This is a genomic window from Campylobacter sp. RKI_CA19_01122, assembly GCF_025771325.1.
Classification (GTDB): Bacteria; Campylobacterota; Campylobacteria; order Campylobacterales; family Campylobacteraceae; genus Campylobacter_D; species Campylobacter_D lari_D.
Window position 1 is genome coordinate 14,446 of sequence record NZ_JAKMPZ010000014.1, and the last position, 19,052, is coordinate 33,497.

The following is a 19,052-nucleotide window of genomic DNA, read 5'->3' on the forward strand; positions in this document are numbered from 1 at the left end:
CTAGGGATTTTTATTGATATATATTTTCTAATTCCGGAAAATATAATTTTAAATCTTGTTCTATTTTGTATTTTTCTTCTAGTAAAATTTTTTGATTTTTTTCTTTAAAATTTGCATTTGAGTAAAATATATGATATGAAATACTAATTGCAGCTATAATTTTTTCATCGTATTCAATTCCTATAGCCATACACTCAATTTCTGGGTTCATTTCCCCACTTTCTAATGCTATTTTATTTTCTTTGATAGAAGATAATTCTTCGTAAAGCTCTTTTAGATTATTTAATGTATTTGGTGTTATTTTCTCAAAAGGATTTGGATAAATTTTTTCAAGCTCTTTATAGGTTTTCTTTTCTAGTAATGCTTTTCCTAAAGATGTAGCGTAAGCTGGATATGAAGCACCGACAAAAGACTTGATTTGTATTTGATTATCCGAATCAAGTTTTTCTAAATAAAATACATTTCCTTCTTTTAATATTCCCATTTGGCATGTTTGTCCTGTTAAGTTTCTGATGTTTTTCATATGTTTTTTAATTAATTCTAATGCGCTATTTTTTATTGAAATACAACGGCTAATTTCTAAAATTTTATAATCTAATGTGTAAAATTTATTTTTATCACATTTAATGTAATTTTTAGCTTGTAAAGTTTGAAGTATAGGAGAAAGTGTCCCTGGAGGGATATTTAAATCTTTTGCAATAGAGCTTAGTGTATTTTTTTGATTATTATTGCCCAATAATTCTAAAATTTTTAAAACTCTTAATGTTGGTTGATGTGTCATTTTACTCCTTTTTCAATAGATAAATTCTATCATATTTTTTTACTTTTAGTAACATTTTTAATAATATAAAAAATATTTTCTATTAGTAGTTTTTGCTTTAGATGATTGATTATAACTACTTTTATAAGACTTTTGTATTGTTTTTTTATCATTTTGATGTTTTTAAAAATTTCTATTTTTAGCTATATTTTTTGTATATAAAAATATTTTTGTATATACAAAAAATGAAAGGAAAAATATGGGAATATTAAAGGGAACTTTACCAGCCTTATTAACTCCATATGATATGAGTGGAAATATTAATGAAAACGAATTTATTAAATACTGCGAATTTGGTATCTCAAAAGGTTTAAATGGATTATTTTGTAATGGTAGTGCAGGAGATTCTCAAGCTTTAGGTATAGAAGAGCAAATCAAAATAATGAAACTTACAAAAGAAGCTGCAAAAAATAATCTCCCTATTATTACAGGTATTGCATCAACAGTTTATCAAAATACTTTTACTTTGGCGCAAAAAGCATATGAATTAGGGCTTGATGCTTTATTACTTGCTATGCCTTATTATTATAAATTAAGTGAAGACGCACTTTTTGAATATATTAAAGATTTATCTTCTAAAGTGAAGCTTCCTTTGTATATTTATAACATCCCTCTTTTTGCACCAGCGCTAAGATTGAAATTTATAGAAAGGGTTTCAAAGCTTGATAATATTGCGGGTATAAAAGATAGCAGTGGAGATGCTTTGCTTTTAAATCATATATTAGATGTAGTGCCTAGTGATTTTGATGTTTTTGTAGGAAGAGAAGAATTTTATGCAGGAGCACTACTGATAGGGGCAAAGGGTTCTATGACTAGTATAGGTGGTGTTTTTCCAGAACTTATGAGTGAAATTTATAAATCAATCAATGAAAAAAATATAGATAGAGCTTTGCTGATTCAAAAAAGTTTATTAAAAGCTATAAGATTTGGTATGAGCATAGCTTTTCCTATGGGATTTGCTTTGCTTTTAAAAGCCAGAGGATTTGAATTTGCAAATACAAGCATCCATCCTTTATCACATGCCACAAAAGAAGAATTAAATACTCGTTTTAATGAAGCTAAAGAACTTGTTAAAACTATAGAAAAAGAAACGGGTATAAAATTATGAAAGCCTATATTATAGTCAATGAAAAAGATAATGTCGCTACTGCTTTGCGTGATTTTAAAAAAGGTGAAATCGTGGAAAATATAGAACTTTTAGATGATATTGCAAGTGGACATAAATTCGCACTAAAAGATATAAAAAAAGATGAAGTTGTCATCAAATATGCAGAAGCTATAGCTAGTGCAAGTTGTGATATTAATAAAGGTGAATGGGTGCATATTCACAATAGTGCAGGTATTAGAGGTCGTGGGGATAAGGAATAAATATGAAAAAGATAATGGGTTATAGAAGAGAAGAGGGAAAATTTGGCTTGAGAAATAAAGTCATTATTATACCAAGCGTGCATTGTGCTAATAAGGTGTGCGAAAATATAGCCAGAAAATGCAATGGGGCAGTATATATTAATCATCAACATGGCTGTTCTCAACTCGAATTTGATGCTTTACAAACTAGAGATGTTTTAATAGGCCATGGGAGTAATGCTAATGTTTTTGGTGTTTTAATTGTAGGACTTGGTTGTGAGGTAATACAAGCGAAAATAGTAGCTGAAAAAATAAAAGAAGTGACACCTTATAAGATGGTTGAATATTTAGTAATACAAGAGTGCGGTGGTAGTAAAAATACCATAGAAAAGGGTGTTAAAATAGTAAATCAAATGCTTGAAAATGCTGCAAAATTGGAAAAAACAGATGGCGATTTTAGTGATTTGATTTTAGGCACAGAATGTGGTGGTAGCGATAGTTATAGCGGTCTTAGTGCCAATCCTGCTTTAGGAAGTTTAAGTGATTTTGTAATTGATGAAGGTGGTGCAGTAATTTTAGCAGAAACTACAGAGCTTATAGGGTGTGAAGCCATACTTGCTAAGAGAGCAAAAAATGATGAAGTAGCTAAAAAGGTATATGATAAGATTTTAGGCTATGAGAATTTAGTTAAATCTTTTCATGCTGATATACGCGGAGCAAATCCTAGTCCGGGAAATATTGCAGGTGGGCTTAGCACTATAGAAGAAAAGTCTTTAGGTTGTGTTTATAAAGCAGGTACTAGAACTTTAATGGATGTGATTGATTATGCTAAACCTGTAATTTCCAAAGGACTTACTTTTATGAATACGCCAGGTAATGATATAGAACAACTTAGCGCTATGGTGGCAGGTGGAGCAAATATTTGTGTTTTTACTACAGGTCGTGGTACTCCTACAGGTTCAGCTATTGTGCCTACTATTAAAATGAGTTCTAATACTTTTTGTTATGAAAATATGAATGATGCTATTGATATTAATGCAGGAAGTATTATAGATGGGATTAAGACAAAAGAAGAAGTGCGTGATGAGCTTATAGATTTGATCATAAGAATTTCAAATGGAGAATTGGTAAAGGCAGAGTTAAATGAACAAAATGATTTTTCAGTTTGGAGACTTGCTACAACTTGCTAAATTAATAAAAAAGGATATATTATGGATTTAAAAATTAAAAACAAAATTTGTATCATCACAGGTGGTGCTAAAGGGATTGGTTATGGTATTGCTAAATTATGGGCTTTAGAAGGTGGGATTCCAATTATTTTTTCAAGAAGTGAAATTTCTAAAGAAAAAGATGATGAGCTAAAAGACATTTGCGGAAATTATGGATTTTATCAAATAGATTTAAAAAATACAGAACAAATTTCAACACTTGTTAAAAGTGTTGTTAATATATATGGTGGAATTTATGCTTTGGTTAATAATGCTGGAGCAAATGATAATTTACATATAGAAGATGCTACAACTGAAGAATTAATTAAATCTTATGAAAATAATCTTTTTCATTATTATACTATGACTAAAGAATGCTTACCATATATTAAAAAGCAACAAGGAAGTATATTAAATATCACAAGTAAAACCGGCTTAACAGGACAAGGTAGAACTTCAGCTTATGCTTCAGCAAAAGCTGCTCAAATAGGTTTTACAAGAGAATGGGCTTGCGCTTTTGCAAAAGATAATATTAGAGTTAATGCTATAGCACCAGCTGAAGTTATGACTCCTCTTTATGAAAAATGGTTGTCAAATTTTCCAAATCCAAAAGCTCAATATGAAAAAATAGCAAAATGCATACCATTAGGTCATCGTTTTACAACTATAGAAGAAATAGCAAACACAGCAGTTTTTACACTAAGTCCTCTTGCTTCACACACAACAGGACAAATTTTAACTCCTGATGGTGGATATATCCATTTAGATAGAGCTCTAAATTGGGATGAAATTTAATAACAAGGAGGATATATGTTAAATAACTCTAAAAATATAAAAATAGCAATTATTTTAGTAACTTCTCTTTTCTTTTTATGGGGAGTTAGTTATGGGCTGATTGATGTGATGAATAAGAATTTTCAAAATCATTTACATATCACTCAACATGAAAGTGGATTTTTGCAACTCGCTTATTTTGGTGCTTATTTTATCATAGCATTACCTGCTGGATATATAGCAAATAAATACTCTTATAAAATTGGTATTATTTTTGGGTTAATCTTGTATGCAATAGGTTGTTTATTGATTATTCCAGCTACAAATTTAGCTAATTTTTACTTATTTTTATTTGCTTTTTTTATTTTAGCTTGCGGTATTGGTTCTTTGGAAACTAGTGCTAATCCTTATATGGTAAAACTTGGTGATGAGAAAAATGCTAGTTTTAGAATTAATGCCGCGCAAAGTTTTAATGGTTTGGGTCAATTTTTAGGACCTATCATAGGCGGAGCTTTGTTTTTATCTATTACAAAACAAGAAGAAGGTGCAAGTAAAGAACAAATAGAAGCTGCATTACTTGCTAATATGGGTAATGTCCAGCTAGTGTATGTTGGTATTGCGGCAATTGTTATTTTGATCTTGATTGCTTTTGCATTGAATAAAATTCCGGAAGGATCGGCAGTAAGTAGTGATTATGAACAAAAAGATACCTCAAAACCTATTGGAGTTTTTAAGCATAAACATTTTAATTTTGGATTGCTAGCACAATTTTTGTATATAGCAAATCAAGTTAGTGCAGGAGCTTTTTTTATAAATTATCTTAGTGAGCATAATGAAAATCTAAAAGATGAACAAGGGGCTTATTATTTTTCGATAGCTTTAATTGCTTTTATGTTAGGTCGTATTCTTTCTACGCCTTTGATGAAGAAAATTAAAGGTGAGACTATTTTAGGATGGTATTCTTTTATTAATGTGATTTTATGTGTATGCTTGTATTTTGCTAGCGGATTTATTAGTATAGTTATTTTAATTGCATTATTTTTCTTTATGTCCATTTCTTTTCCTACTATTTTTGCAGTTGCAACAAAAAATCTTCCTTTTAATCAAGTGAAATTAGGTGGTTCTTTACTTGTTATGAGTATAGTTGGTGGTGCTATTATGCCTATTATCATGGGTTTAATTAATGATTATTTTGGAACAAGCATGGGATATTTGGCTATGGCCCCATTATTTTTATATGTATCATGGTATGGTTTTTTTGGTTCTAAAATAAAGGCTTAAAAATGCAAAAAATTTTTGATTCTCATTTGCATCTTTGGGATTTAAGTAAAATGCCTATTTCGTGGATAAAAGGTAATAATAGATTGGAACAAAATTATGATTTTTTAAGGGTAAAAAATGAGTATAAAGAATTTGATTTTTTAGGTGCGATGTATGTTGAAACAAATAGTGATGATTTGGAAAAAGAAGCTTTATTTGCATTAAAGCAAAAACAAGAACATGGTCTTTTTGTTTGTTTAGCTGATTTAAAGTACAAAGAACACTTATGTGCTTTTAGAGAGGTAATGCATACTAGTAAAAAGGGTGCTAAGAGACTATTTGAAGCAGATTTTAAAGAAAAATTAGAACTTCTAAATGTTTTTAATATACCTTTTGAAGCTTGCATGAAAAATGAAGAACTTTGGATATTGGAAAAGTTTTTATTTGATAATCCTAATTTAAAAGTAGTTTTAAATCATATGGGCAGTCCTAAAATTAACTATTTTGATGAATATAAAAAAATATTACATAAATTAAAAGATTTCCCAAATTTATGGATAAAAATTTCCGTACCAGATGATTTTACGATAAAAATTCATAGAGATTTTATATCTCAATGTTTTTCATTTTTAAAGAATGTTTTTAGTGAAGATAAATTTATATTTGGTAGTAATTATCCTGTGGCAAAAATAGCTCCAGCTAAATGGGCTAAATTTATCATAGAAGGAAATATTTTTAAAGATTTGGACAAGATATTTTATAAAAATGCTTTATCAATTTATAAGGAGGATAGGTGCAAAGATATGGTCAAATTATAAAAATTAAAAAGGAAAAAATACAAAAGTATAAAGATCTTCATGCAAAGCCTTATAAAGGTGTTTGTGAGATGATTAAAGAATGTAATATACAAAATTATTCTATTTATTTATTTGGAGAATATTTGTTTGCATATTTTGAATATACAGGTGTTGATTTTGATGCAGATATGGCTAAGATGGCAAAAGATAAAAATACACAACAATGGTGGAAAGTTACAGATCCCTGCCAAATATCTTTAGCTCATGCAGGACAAAAGTGGCTAAATATGGAAGAAGTATTTCATTTAGATTAAAAAAGGAGAAAAAATGACAACTTATTTAAATTATATTGATGGCGAATTTATCCCACACAATGGCGAATTTATAGAAGTTTTAAATCCCGCTACCAAAGAAGTAATATCAAGAGTAGCAAGTGCTTCTTTAGAAGATACACAAAGAGCAATTGAAGCAGCTAAAAAGGTACAAAAAAATTGGGAAGCTAAACCAGCGATTGAAAGATCAAATCATTTAAGAGAAATAGCTAGTTTAATACGCAAAAATGCTAATTTTTTAACAGAAATTTTAATGCAAGAGCAAGGAAAAACTAGAGCTTTAGCTAGTGTAGAGATTAATTTTACGGCAGATTATATGGATTATACTGCTGAATGGGCTAGAAGGTATGAAGGCGAAATTATACAAAGTGATAGAGCTAATGAGCATATATATTTATATAAAAGTGCCATTGGTGTAATTGGTGGAATTTTACCTTGGAATTTTCCATTTTTTCTAATCGCAAGAAAGATGGCACCTGCTTTACTAACAGGCAACACCATTGTTATAAAACCAAGCAGTGAAACTCCAAATAATGCTTTTGAATTTGCAAAGCTTGTCTCGCAAAGTTCTTTACCAAAAGGTGTATTTAATTTAGTTGCAGGTAAGGGTAGTGTGGTAGGACATGAATTATCAAGTAATGAAAACATAGGTATGGTAAGTCTTACAGGGAGTGTTGAAGCAGGAACTAGAGTGATGGAAGCTGCAGCTAAAAATATCATTAAGGTTTCTCTAGAACTTGGCGGAAAGGCACCGGCTATAGTGTGTAAAGATGCAGATATTGATTTAGCGGTAGAAGCGATTAAGGCAAGTAGAATTTGCAATAACGGACAAGTTTGCAATTGTGCCGAAAGAGCTTATGTGCATACAAGTGTTTATGATGAATTTGTAGATAAATTTGTAAAAGCCATGAGTAAAGTAAGTGTTGGAAACACTTTGAAAGGCGATTTTGATATGGGTCCGCTTGTCAATCAAGCAGGGGTTGATAATGCTTTAGCAATGCTTGAGAGAGCTACGAATAAAGGAGCAGTTGTAGAATGCGGTGGAAAAATCACCGATACAAGCGGATATTATTTTCCTGCAAGCGTTCTTACAAATGTTAAGCATGAAGATGAGATCATGCAAAAAGAAATTTTTGCTCCGATTTTACCAATTACTAAATTTGATACGCTTGATGAGGCAATTGATATGGCAAATGATTGTGAATATGGACTGACTAGTTCTATTTATACGCAAAATTTAGATATAGCAATGAGAGCTAGTAGAGAAATAAAATTTGGTGAAACTTATATTAACCGTGAAAATTTTGAAGCAATGCAAGGATTTCATGCAGGTTTTAGAAAAAGTGGCATAGGTGGAGCTGATGGAAAACATGGTCTTGAAGAGTATTTAGCTACCCATGTGGTTTATTTACAATACAATACCAACAAACAATGATTTCAATCCTATCTATTTTTTTAGATAGGATTTGCTGTAATCTTTAAATTTAAAGGATAATAATTTGAAGATTATAGATTTAAAAACTTACTCAAGAAAAGAGCATTTTGAATTTTATACTAAATTTCCCTGCTCTTTTGAATTAAATGTTAAATTAGATATTAGTAAATTTTACTCTTTTGTTAAAAATCAAAAATATTCTTTTTATGGTAGTTTTATCTATTTTTTAAGTAAAAATGTTAATTTAATACCTGAATTTAAATTATACTTAGAGGATGATAAATTAATTTGTTTTGATATTATCCATCTAAGTTATACCGCTTTTTGCGAAAAATCAAAGACTTTTTGTGTTTTATGGACTGAATTTAATGAAGATTTTCAAAACTTTTTACATAATTTCGAGCATGATAAACAACTCATTAAAGAAAACACTATGTTTGTAAAAGAGAATATTAAAAATTCTTTTAATATTTCAGCAATCCCTTGGATAAATTTTGAGAATTTCTCTTTACATTTACCTAAAAAAGAAAATTATTTTTTTCCTATTCTTACAAGTGGGAAAATTATCAAGGAAAAAAATCAATGTTTTATTCCATTAAGTATTAATGTAAATCACGCAAGCACCGATGCTTATCATGTGAGTTTGTTTTTAGAAAATTTGCAAAAAGATTTAAATTGTTTTTAGTTTATATTTTTGTAAGTAAAATTTAGATATTATCCAAAGTTTATTACATTTTTTTAAAGAAAGGAATTATTGTGCCTACCATAAATCAATTGGTTAGAAAAGAGCGCAAAAAAGTTTTAGAGAAATCTAAATCTCCAGCGCTTAAAAATTGTCCACAAAGAAGGGGAGTTTGCACTAGGGTTTATACAACAACCCCTAAAAAACCAAACTCAGCGTTAAGAAAAGTTGCCAAAGTAAGACTTACAAGTGGTTTTGAAGTTATTAGTTATATCGGTGGTGAAGGTCACAACCTACAAGAACACAGCATTGTTTTAGTGCGTGGTGGTAGGGTAAAAGACTTACCAGGTGTTAAGTATCACATTGTTCGCGGTGCCTTAGATACTGCAGGTGTTGCAAAAAGAACCGTTTCTCGTTCTAAATATGGTGCGAAACGCCCTAAAGCAGCAGCTAAGTAATAAAATTGCAGACAAATCCGTTAGATTTGATTTTGTTTGAGTAAAATTATAAATTTGAAGGAAAATTATGAGAAGAAGAAAAGCTCCGGTAAGAGAAGTCTTGCCAGATCCGATTTATGGAAACAAAGTAATCACAAAATTCATTAATTCTTTAATGTATGATGGTAAAAAAAGCACAGCTACGACTATTATGTATGGTGCTTTAGAAGCTATCGATAAAAAAGGTGGAGAAAAAAAAGGTATAGAAATTTTTAATGATGCTATTGAAAATATTAAGCCTTTATTAGAAGTTAAATCTCGTCGTGTTGGTGGTGCCACTTATCAAGTGCCAGTAGAAGTACGCCCAGCTAGACAACAAGCTTTAGCTATAAGATGGATTATTTCTTTTGCTAGAAAAAGAAGCGAAAGAACTATGATAGAAAAATTAGCAGCAGAATTATTAGATGCAGCTAATAGCAAAGGTGCTTCATTCAAGAAGAAAGAAGATACTTATAAAATGGCAGAAGCTAACAAAGCATTTGCTCATTATCGCTGGTAAGAGGAGTAAAATATGTCAAGAAGTACTCCTTTAAAAAGAGTTAGAAATATAGGTATCGCAGCTCATATTGATGCAGGTAAAACAACTACTAGTGAGAGAATTCTTTTCTTTACAGGTATGAGCCATAAAATTGGTGAGGTGCATGATGGTGCAGCTACAATGGACTGGATGGAGCAAGAAAAAGAAAGAGGTATCACAATTACTTCTGCTGCTACAACTTGTTTTTGGAAAAACCATCAAATTAACCTTATAGACACTCCAGGTCACGTTGATTTTACAATTGAAGTTGAAAGATCAATGCGTGTTTTAGATGGTGCAGTTGCGGTGTTTTGTTCAGTAGGTGGAGTTCAACCACAATCAGAAACCGTATGGAGACAAGCTAATAAATACGGTGTTCCAAGAATTGTTTTTGTAAATAAAATGGACAGAATTGGTGCAAATTTCTTTAATGTTGAAGAACAAATCAAAAATCGTTTGAAAGGTAACCCAGTTCCACTTCAAATTCCAATCGGTGCTGAAGATAATTTCAAAGGTGTAATTGATCTTATTACCATGAAAGCTTTGGTATGGGAAGATGAAAATAAACCAACTGATTATGTAGAAAAAGAAATTCCAGCTGAACTTAAAGAAAAGGCTGAAGAATATCGCACAAAAATGATAGAAGCAGTTTCTGAAACAAGCGATGAATTAATGGAAAAATACCTAGGTGGTGAAGAGCTTACTCAAGAAGAAATCAAAGCAGGTATTAAAGCAGGATGTTTAAGTCTTTCTATGGTTCCTATGCTTTGTGGTACAGCTTTTAAAAATAAAGGTGTTCAGCCATTACTTGATGCTGTTGTTGCTTATTTACCAGCTCCTGATGAAGTTGCTAATATTAAAGGTGAATATGAAGACGGCACAGAAGTTTCTGTAAAATCAACTGATGATGGTGAGTTTGCAGGCCTAGCATTTAAAATTATGACTGACCCTTTTGTTGGGCAATTAACTTTCGTTCGTGTGTATAGAGGAAGTTTAGAAAGCGGTTCTTATGCATACAACTCAACAAAAGATAAAAAAGAAAGAATCGGCCGTCTTTTGAAAATGCACTCTAACAAAAGAGAAGAGATTAAAACTTTATATGCAGGAGAAATTGGAGCGGTTGTTGGACTTAAAGACACACTAACCGGTGATACTTTAGCAAGTGAAAAAGATAAGGTTATTCTAGAGAGAATGGATTTTCCAGATCCTGTTATTTCAGTTGCGGTTGAGCCTAAAACAAAAGCAGATCAAGAAAAAATGTCTATTGCTTTAAATAAATTAGCTCAAGAAGATCCAAGCTTTAGAGTTTCTACAGATGAAGAAAGTGGTCAAACTATCATTTCAGGTATGGGCGAGCTTCACTTAGAAATCATTGTTGATAGAATGCTTCGTGAGTTTAAAGTTGAAGCAGAAGTTGGTCAACCTCAAGTTGCTTACCGTGAAACTATTAGAAAAACAGTTGAGCAAGAATACAAATACGCTAAACAATCAGGTGGTCGTGGACAATATGGTCATGTATTCTTAAGACTTGAGCCACTTGAGCCAGGTAGTGGTTATGAGTTTGTAAATGATATCAAAGGTGGGGTAATTCCAAAAGAATATATTCCAGCAGTTGATAAAGGTGTTCAAGAAGCATTACAAAACGGTGTTTTAGCAGGATATCCTGTTGAAGATGTTAAAGTAACTGTTTATGATGGAAGTTACCATGAAGTGGATTCTTCTGAAATGGCATTTAAACTTGCAGCTTCTATGGGCTTTAAAGAAGGTGCTAGAAAAGCAGGTGCAGTAATCTTAGAACCTATGATGAAAGTTGAAGTTGAAACTCCAGAAGAATACATGGGTGATGTTATTGGTGATTTAAATAAACGCCGTGGTCAAGTAAATTCAATGGATGAAAGAGGTGGTAATAAAATTATTACAGCATTTTGTCCTTTGGCTGAGATGTTTGGTTACTCAACCGATCTTAGAAGTCAAACTCAAGGCCGTGCTACTTATTCTATGGAATTTGATCACTATGATGAAGTTCCAAAAAATGTCTCTGAAGAAATTATCAAAAAAAGAAATGGTTAATCTATCAAGATGGGCAAAAAGCTCATCTTGAATTATTTATGTCCTTTTGAATTAATTAAATTAATTGTTCCTTCATTGATTTCATATGCTTTTCCAAAACCTTTAACATATCTTCCATTTTTCAGTATAAGTTGAAATAAATGAAAATCTTGCATATTTTTAATGACTTGGATTATTTCTTTATTGTTTTCATTTTCATAAGTATTTAATACTTGTTCAAATAGCTGATTATCTCTTGTTATTTCTACACTCTCTACTCTAAATTTAAGCCTTTTTCTTGCAAAGATTGATATGCAATCTTTTTCATCTTCTATAAACATAATTTCTATGTTTTGATGATTGTATTTTACTCCTTCAAAGTGTTCGGCAATTTCACCAATATAAATATAAAAGTCATTTTTGTTTTTTATAATAGGAGTATATGAACATATGGTTTGATTGTTTAAATTTAAAGACGATATCATAATGCTTTTGCATTCTTGTATAAATTGATTAATTTCATCATGTAGTTGCATAAAAATTTTCCTTGTAAGTTAAAATGAATAAGATTTGAGGGTTTATAGAAAAGTAAAAAGAAGAGTTTGTTACTCTTCTTCATCAGTATTTTTGCGTACAACTTTAATGCGTTCTATGCTATTTCCATCCATCTTTTTGACTTCGTAGTAGCAAAATTCATCTTCTATTCTATCTCCAACCACCGGTAAGCGTCCTAAAAGATTGAAAACATATCCACCTATAGTGACTTGCTCTAATTCTTCATTAAAGCGTATATCAAGCATTTCTTCTACTTCGCTAATTTCATATCTTCCTTGAAATTCATAGATATTTTCTGCAAGCTTTTTAAAATGTGGACTAGAATCATCATGCTCATCGTTAATATCACCAACAATTTCTTCCATAATATCTTCCATAGTTAAAAGACCAGCAGTTCCGCCATATTCATCTACTACTAATGCTGTATGTACTTGTTCTTTATTCATCATGAAAAGAACTTTAGATATGCTGATATTTTCTGGAACTAGGATCATCTTGATTAGAAAATCATCTAAATTTTTCTTATCTTTGCTAAGTTCATTTTGCATAATGTCTCTAATATGCACCATACCTAAAATGATATCTTTAGAACCATCTATATATGGAAAGCGTGTATGTTTATACTGACAAACTATTTGCATATTTTCTTCATAGCTTTTTTGTTTATTAAGACAAATCATATCTTTTCTAGGTGTCATGATTTCTTTTGCTACTGTATCTGAAAAATCGACAGCATTGCGTATGATTTCAGTTTCAAATTCATCCAAAACTCCACCTTTTTGGCTTTCACTCGCAATAAATTTAATCTCTTCTTCAGAGTGACTTAATTCGTGTTCTTTGGCAGGTTTTATACCTATAATTTTTAAAGAAACTGCAGCTAAAAAGTCAAATGTTTTAATGAAAGGTAAGAAAAGTAACCAAAACAAATGCAATGGTCTTGCAACCCATAAAACAGCTCTATCTGCAATGGCTATAGCAATGCTTTTTGGGACCAACTCGCCTAGCACAACATGCAATAATGTGATAATAGCAAAAGCAATAATAAATGCTATGGTATGGATTAATGCTGGAGCTAAACCTAAATTTGCTAGAGGAACTTCAAGAATTTTAGCAATAGCAGGTTCACCTATCCAACCAAGAGCAAGAGAGCTTAGCGTAATACCAAGTTGGCAAGCACTTAAATAAGTATCTAGTTTTGAAGTGACTTCCAAAGCTTTTTTTGCATTGCGTTTTTTCTCTTTTACCATTTCTTCAAGTTTTGATCTACGCACTTTAACAATAGCAAATTCAGATAAAACAAAAAATCCATTTAAAAGCACTAAAGCTAATGCAACAAGAATCATAAAAGTAGAATAGCCTATATCAATAGAGGCAACAGTAGGTAGTGTTTGATTTAAGTCTAAAGATTGACTGGGGTCCAAAAAAACTCCTTTAATAAAATTTCGCAAAATTATATCAAATCAAAACTATAAAATTAGCTTAAAAATAATGATATATTTTAAATTAATTTAATGTTTTCTATATTCTATATTTTTTTCAAATTCATCTAAACGCTTGTAAATACTACGAAGCTGTGTGATAGTTGTCCAGTTGGTGATAAAAATGCTAAATGAAGATCTAACCTGGTCAAAAGCATTACCAACTTGTATGATAATTCCAAGTTGTATAAGTCCTAAAAATAAACTTGGAGCCATGATTAAAAAGGGTACTATAACCATGATTTGCTCAAATAAATAAAGCCATACATTAAAATACCCATAATGTAAAAATAATCTTTTATAATTGATTTTAAGCCCGGTAAATAAACTTAAAATACTTTCATCGCTTGCATAATTTTTTCTATCATCTTCAGCAAAAACAAGTTCTTTTCTAAAAGCAGCTTCGGCTTTTTGATTGTTATATTCTAGTCCAGGTAGTTTTATACCTACAAACCATGATATAACTAAACCTCCTAAAGAAACCAAAAATGCAATCCATACTAAAGAGCCATTAATATCTTTTAAGATAGGTAAATTAACATGTGCGCTTAACATCCATAAAATTGGTACAAAAGCAACTAAAGTCATAATTGCTTTGACAAAAGCTAACCCTAAACTTTCTATGATTTTTGAAAAATTATAGATATCTTCTTGAATTCTTTGCGAACTGCCTTCTATGTTATCATCTTTTTTTTGCCAAAATTTAATATAATCAAAAGTCATAGCCTCGCGCCATTTAAAAGCATATATGCTTCCAAAATATTGCGTGATAGTAGCGATTAATACATAAGGCAGTGCTAAATATAAAAATTGTTTAATAAAATGATAAAAATCATTTATGCTATGATTTTTTGCATCTTGTAAAACATCGTAAAATTCTTTATACCATTCATTTATTGCTACATTAATAGAGGTTTGTGCTAATAAAGAAGACAATAAAAAAAACAGACCCAAGTAAGCCCATAAAGCCCATTTTTTAGAATAAAAAAAAGATTTAAACATTTTAAATTTCTTTCAGCATTTTTTCATAATGTTTTATTGTATGTTTTTTTGCTTTAAATATTATACTAAAAATCATAATAAAACAACTTGCGACTAAAAATCCAGGAATGATTTCATAAATTTCTATAAAATTTGAACCAAAATGCTTATAAAATACAACAGTTAAAGCCCCGCTAACTATTCCAGCTATTGCACCTTCTTTGCTCATATTTTTATAAAATAAAGAAAATAAAATAACGCTTCCAAAACTAGCTCCAAAACCTGCCCAAGCATAAGAGACTATGCTTAAAATTTGACTTTGAGTATCAAGCGAAAGTGTAAAAGCTACACACGCTACAATCAAAACACCTAAGCGTGACAACAAAGTAATATTTTTATCATTTGTTTTTCTTTTTAAGATTTGTGTATAAAAATCTTGCACCAAGCTAGAAGCGCATACTAGCAATTGAGAACTTGCAGTACTCATAATGGCTGCTAAAATTGCACTGAGTAAAATTCCAGCCACCCAAGGGTTAAAAAGCACTTGAGACATTACAATAAATATTCTTTCAGGATCATTTAAAGTAAGATCAAATTTAGCTATATAAGCAATACCTAAAAATCCTATCATAGCAGCACCAAATAGAGAAACTACCATCCAAGTTATGCCTATAAAAGTCGCAGTAGGAATTTCTTTTACATTTTTTATAGAAATAAAGCGAATTAAAATATGAGGTTGGCCAAAATATCCAAGCCCCCAGGCCAAGGTTGATGCTACCGCTAGCCAACCACCACCATCTAAACCAAAAGCTTGAGGTTTTACATCATTTATAGTAGAAAAAGCTTCGCCAAAGCCGCCAAGTTCAAAAATCATCACAAAAGGAATGATAATTAATGAACTCATCATTAAAAGTCCTTGTATCATATCAGTCCAGCATACGGCTTTATAGCCACCTAAAAAAGTATATAAAACAATAACTAAAAATCCAATACTTAAGGCAAAAATATAAGGCAAATTAAATACACTTTCAAAAAGTTTAGCACCACTTACTAATCCAGCACTAATGTAAATAGTAAAAAATACTAAAATAACTACCGCGCAAATACTTCTTAAAATATGTCTATCATCATGAAAGCGACTTTCAAAAAAATCAGGAATTGTAATACATTCTTTGGCTATTTGAGAAAAAATCTTTAATCTTTTAGCAACAAAGGTCCAGTTTAGAAACATACCAAAACTTAAACCTATGGCTATATAAATTTGTCCCAATCCAGCTGCGTATAAAGCACCGGGAAAAGCCATTAAAAGCCAACTACTCATATCAGAAGCACCTGCACTTAAGGCAGATATTACAGGTCCCATTGATGCATTTCCAACAAAATAATCTTTACTATTTTGATTTTTTTTGTAAAAATAAAAACCTATAAAAAGCATTAAAAATGCATAGGTAATAAAAGTAATAATAATAGGATAAGAAAATTCCACACTTTGTAAATTCATAAGTGTCCTTAAAAAATTTAAAAAATCATCATTTTACTTGTTTTATTTTAAAAAAACATTATAAAAATTATTTTTTATTTCAATGCTTTATAAAGTTTTTTTGTTACAATTTTCAAAAAAATTAAGGATAGTTAATGAAAAATCTTTTAATTATAGGTGCAGGTGGTGTAAGTCGCGTTGCAACTGTAAAATGTGCAATGAATAGTGATGTTTTTAGCAAAATAACTCTAGCAAGTAGAACTAAAAGTAAATGTGATGAAATAGCAGCTTTTATAAAAGAGCGTTTAGGTATAGAAATTCAAACTGAGCAAATAGATGCAGATGACACATCTGCTGTTGTAGAGCTTATCAAAAAAACAGGAGCTGAAATTTTATTAAATGTGGCTTTGCCTTATCAAGATCTTGCTTTAATGGATGCGTGTATTCAAACTAATATTCACTATGTAGATACTGCAAATTATGAACATCCTGATTTAGCTAAATTTGAATATAAAGAACAATGGGCAAGAAATGATAAGTTTAAACAAGCAGAAATTTTAGGACTTTTAGGAAGTGGTTTTGATCCAGGTGTTACTAATGTATTTTGCGCTTATGCACAGCAAAATTTGTTTGATGAAATTTATTATATAGATATATTAGATTGTAATGCAGGCGATCATGGCTATGCTTTTGCTACTAATTTTAACCCTGAAATTAACTTAAGAGAGGTTTCTGCTAAAGGTCGTTACTGGGAAAATGGCAAATGGATAGAAACTGATCCTATGGAGATAAAAATGGAGTGGGATTATCCTGAAGTAGGGGTAAAAGATAGTTATTTACTTTATCATGAAGAGCTTGAAAGCTTAGTAAAAAATATCAAAGGCTTAAAAAGAATAAGATTTTTCATGACTTTTGGACAAAGCTATTTAACTCATATGAAGTGTCTTGAAAATGTTGGTATGTTAGGTATTAAGCCTGTTATGCATCAAGGCAAAGAAATAATACCAATAGAATTTTTAAAAACTTTGCTTCCTGATCCTGCTAGTTTAGGCCCTCGCACCAAAGGCTATACTAATATAGGTTGTGTGATTCGCGGTGTAAAAGATGGAAAAGATAGACAAGTTTATATTTATAATGTTTGTAATCACGAAGAATGCTTTAAAGAAACCGGAGCACAAGCTGTGAGTTATACTACTGGAGTTCCTGCAATGATAGGAACAAAGCTAATCGCTAAAGGAATTTGGCAAGGAAAAGGTGTGTTTAACATGGAAGAATTTGACGCCAAACCTTTTATGGATGAGTTAAATACTCAAGGACTTCCTTGGAAAATTATAGAAATGGAGCCAAATTTAGGAAAATAATCTCAAGTCTTTGACTTGAGAAAGTTTTAATAATGACACAATTATTATTAAGTATAGATTGGATGCCTTTTTTAGTTTCCATAAAACTTTCTATTATTACTTGTATAATTTTGTTTTGTTTTTGCATACCTCTTGCTTGGGTTTTTACTTTTAAGCAATTTAGAGCAAAAAAAATTCTAGAAACCATAATAACCTTACCTTTAGTTTTACCACCGTCTGTTGTTGGTTTTTACTTGTTGATTTTATTTTCAAAATATTCTTTTTTTGGAGAATTTTTAGAAAAATATTTTAATATCACTTTAGCTTTTACTTTTGAAGGTTTGGTAATAGCAAGTTGCATTTACTCTTTACCTTTTATGTTTAATCCTTTATATAATGCAATGTCTTTAATTTCTAAAAATATTATAGAAGCAAGTTTTTCTTTGGGAAAAAATTCTTTCATCACACTTTTTAAAGTAATCTTACCAAGTATCAAACCGGCTATACTCAGCGCTTTAGTAATAAGTTTTGCACATACTATGGGTGAGTTTGGTATAGTATTAATGATAGGTGGTTCTTTAAGCGGAGAAACAAAAGTGGCTAGTATTGCTATATATGAAAGTATGGAAAATTTAGATTTTGCCACAGCTCATATTTATAGTCTCATACTTTTAATTTTTAGTTTTGTTGTTTTGTTAAGTGTAAATTTGTTAAAAAATAAATAGCAAAGACTTATTTTATTGTATAATCAATTTATATCTTAAATTTAAAGGAGAAATGACGGATAATTCACTATCAGGATATACTAAAAAATATGACAATGAAGGATATGGCTTACAATATCCAGATGGACATGTTATAAGATTTTATGAGAGAATCTTAAAATACAAATTAAATAAAACAAGTGGAAATTTACTTGATTTTGGTTGTGGAAATGGAGTTCATTCTAAGTATTTTCAAGATGTAACGGGGGGGGGTATTAATGCTTATGGTATAGATATTGTTCCTAGTTTAAAAAATACTTGGAAAAAAGATCCTAGAATAAATGAAAATAATTTTCATGTTATTACACCAAATTCTAGTTTTAAAAATTTATTTGATGTAAAAATGGATTTTATTTTTGCAAATCAAAGTTTATATTATCTGCCAAACAAAGACTTTCAAAAAACTATTGAAGAATTTTATGATTTATGCAATGATGGAGCAATAATTTTCGCGACAATGATTAGCTCTAAAGCTTATCAAGAATTTGTTGCAGGAGATGTTAAAGATAATGGTTTAGTGGAAGTAAAATCTAGTCCAAGATTAAATGGTGAATCTACTTATATAAATTTTACAAATACGATCGAAGAATTAAAAGAAAAATTTAAACCTTTTAAACCATTATTTTGGGGAGATTATGAATTAATAAATTTATATAATTTTGAAGGAAGTATACAGCATTTTATTTATATAGGGGAAAAATAATTTTATGTGATAAAGACTTTATCAAGTCTTTAT

At 30.3% G+C, this 19,052-nt stretch carries 20 protein-coding genes; 15 read left to right on the top strand and 5 right to left on the bottom strand.

Annotated elements, in window-relative coordinates:
• Positions 1–10 precede the first annotated feature (10 nt).
• Positions 11–781: an IclR family transcriptional regulator gene (locus tag L8U37_RS07440; protein WP_220566615.1), complete on the bottom strand. Its 771-nt coding sequence runs from the start codon at positions 779–781 to the stop codon at positions 11–13.
• A gap of 238 nt (positions 782–1,019) precedes the next feature.
• Between L8U37_RS07440 and L8U37_RS07445 the strand changes: the two genes are divergently transcribed.
• The 12 genes from L8U37_RS07445 (at position 1,020) to fusA (ending at position 11,739) form a co-directional block, all read left to right on the top strand.
• On the top strand, positions 1,020–1,928 hold the full coding sequence (locus tag L8U37_RS07445) for a dihydrodipicolinate synthase family protein (protein ID WP_263661685.1): 909 nt from the start codon (positions 1,020–1,022) through the stop codon (positions 1,926–1,928).
• Positions 1,925–2,188, top strand: a complete 264-nt coding sequence (locus L8U37_RS07450; RefSeq protein ID WP_133319930.1) for a UxaA family hydrolase — start codon at positions 1,925–1,927, stop codon at positions 2,186–2,188. The genes L8U37_RS07445 and L8U37_RS07450 overlap by 4 nt, the downstream gene beginning before the upstream one ends.
• Positions 2,189–2,190: 2 nt before the next feature.
• Entirely contained in the window at positions 2,191–3,357 is a 1,167-nt protein-coding gene (locus tag L8U37_RS07455) for a UxaA family hydrolase (RefSeq protein ID WP_263728936.1), read from the top strand.
• 21 nt (positions 3,358–3,378) lie between these two features.
• Positions 3,379–4,170 (top strand): SDR family oxidoreductase, encoded by a 792-nt coding sequence (locus L8U37_RS07460; RefSeq protein ID WP_133319928.1) that lies wholly within the window; start codon positions 3,379–3,381, stop codon positions 4,168–4,170.
• Between the two features lie 15 nt (positions 4,171–4,185).
• Entirely contained in the window at positions 4,186–5,430 is a 1,245-nt protein-coding gene (gene fucP / locus L8U37_RS07465; RefSeq protein ID WP_133319927.1) for an L-fucose:H+ symporter permease, read from the top strand.
• Between the two features lie 2 nt (positions 5,431–5,432).
• Complete coding sequence (locus tag L8U37_RS07470; protein WP_263728937.1) at positions 5,433–6,227, top strand: amidohydrolase family protein; 795 nt, start codon at positions 5,433–5,435, stop codon at positions 6,225–6,227.
• Positions 6,203–6,520 carry an L-rhamnose mutarotase gene (locus tag L8U37_RS07475; protein WP_263659891.1) on the top strand — a complete coding sequence of 106 codons (318 nt, stop codon included), beginning with the start codon at positions 6,203–6,205 and terminating at the stop codon, positions 6,518–6,520. Before L8U37_RS07470 ends, L8U37_RS07475 begins: the two co-directional genes overlap by 25 nt.
• 13 nt (positions 6,521–6,533) lie before the next feature.
• A complete protein-coding gene (gene aldA / locus L8U37_RS07480; RefSeq protein WP_263728938.1) occupies positions 6,534–7,973 on the top strand; it encodes an aldehyde dehydrogenase in 1,440 nt (479 codons plus the stop codon).
• A gap of 64 nt (positions 7,974–8,037) precedes the next feature.
• A complete protein-coding gene (locus L8U37_RS07485) occupies positions 8,038–8,658 on the top strand; it encodes a CatA-like O-acetyltransferase (protein ID WP_263728939.1) in 621 nt (206 codons plus the stop codon).
• Positions 8,659–8,729: 71 nt separating this feature from the next.
• A complete protein-coding gene (gene rpsL, locus L8U37_RS07490) occupies positions 8,730–9,113 on the top strand; it encodes a 30S ribosomal protein S12 (protein ID WP_012661187.1) in 384 nt (127 codons plus the stop codon).
• A 67-nt stretch (positions 9,114–9,180) separates the two neighbouring features.
• Entirely contained in the window at positions 9,181–9,651 is a 471-nt protein-coding gene (gene rpsG, locus L8U37_RS07495; RefSeq protein WP_012661188.1) for a 30S ribosomal protein S7, read from the top strand.
• Positions 9,652–9,663: 12 nt separating this feature from the next.
• Positions 9,664–11,739: an elongation factor G gene (gene fusA / locus L8U37_RS07500; RefSeq protein ID WP_039617755.1), complete on the top strand. Its 2,076-nt coding sequence runs from the start codon at positions 9,664–9,666 to the stop codon at positions 11,737–11,739.
• A gap of 32 nt (positions 11,740–11,771) precedes the next feature.
• Here fusA and L8U37_RS07505 read toward each other — a convergent pair whose 3' ends face one another.
• The 4 genes from L8U37_RS07505 to putP all read right to left on the bottom strand — a co-directional run bounded on the left by L8U37_RS07505 (position 11,772) and on the right by putP (position 16,233).
• Entirely contained in the window at positions 11,772–12,254 is a 483-nt protein-coding gene (locus L8U37_RS07505; RefSeq protein WP_263728940.1) for a pyridoxamine 5'-phosphate oxidase family protein, read from the bottom strand.
• Between the two features lie 69 nt (positions 12,255–12,323).
• The gene (locus L8U37_RS07510; RefSeq protein WP_133319921.1) at positions 12,324–13,694 is read right to left on the bottom strand and encodes a hemolysin family protein; all 1,371 of its coding nucleotides are present in this window, start codon (positions 13,692–13,694) and stop codon (positions 12,324–12,326) included.
• A gap of 87 nt (positions 13,695–13,781) precedes the next feature.
• On the bottom strand, positions 13,782–14,753 hold the full coding sequence (locus L8U37_RS07515; RefSeq protein ID WP_263671771.1) for a putative transporter: 972 nt from the start codon (positions 14,751–14,753) through the stop codon (positions 13,782–13,784).
• A 1-nt stretch (position 14,754) separates the two neighbouring features.
• On the bottom strand, positions 14,755–16,233 hold the full coding sequence (putP, locus tag L8U37_RS07520; protein WP_263728941.1) for a sodium/proline symporter PutP: 1,479 nt from the start codon (positions 16,231–16,233) through the stop codon (positions 14,755–14,757).
• Positions 16,234–16,367: 134 nt separating this feature from the next.
• On the opposite strand from putP, the gene L8U37_RS07525 reads away from it, so the two are divergent.
• The 3 genes from L8U37_RS07525 to L8U37_RS07535 are packed head-to-tail and all read left to right on the top strand — an operon-like array spanning position 16,368 to position 19,019.
• A complete protein-coding gene (locus tag L8U37_RS07525; protein WP_263728942.1) occupies positions 16,368–17,573 on the top strand; it encodes a saccharopine dehydrogenase family protein in 1,206 nt (401 codons plus the stop codon).
• A gap of 32 nt (positions 17,574–17,605) precedes the next feature.
• Positions 17,606–18,277, top strand: a complete 672-nt coding sequence (modB, locus tag L8U37_RS07530; protein WP_263665063.1) for a molybdate ABC transporter permease subunit — start codon at positions 17,606–17,608, stop codon at positions 18,275–18,277.
• 52 nt (positions 18,278–18,329) lie between these two features.
• Positions 18,330–19,019, top strand: a complete 690-nt coding sequence (locus tag L8U37_RS07535; RefSeq protein WP_263728943.1) for a class I SAM-dependent methyltransferase — start codon at positions 18,330–18,332, stop codon at positions 19,017–19,019.
• Positions 19,020–19,052: the final 33 nt, after the last annotated feature.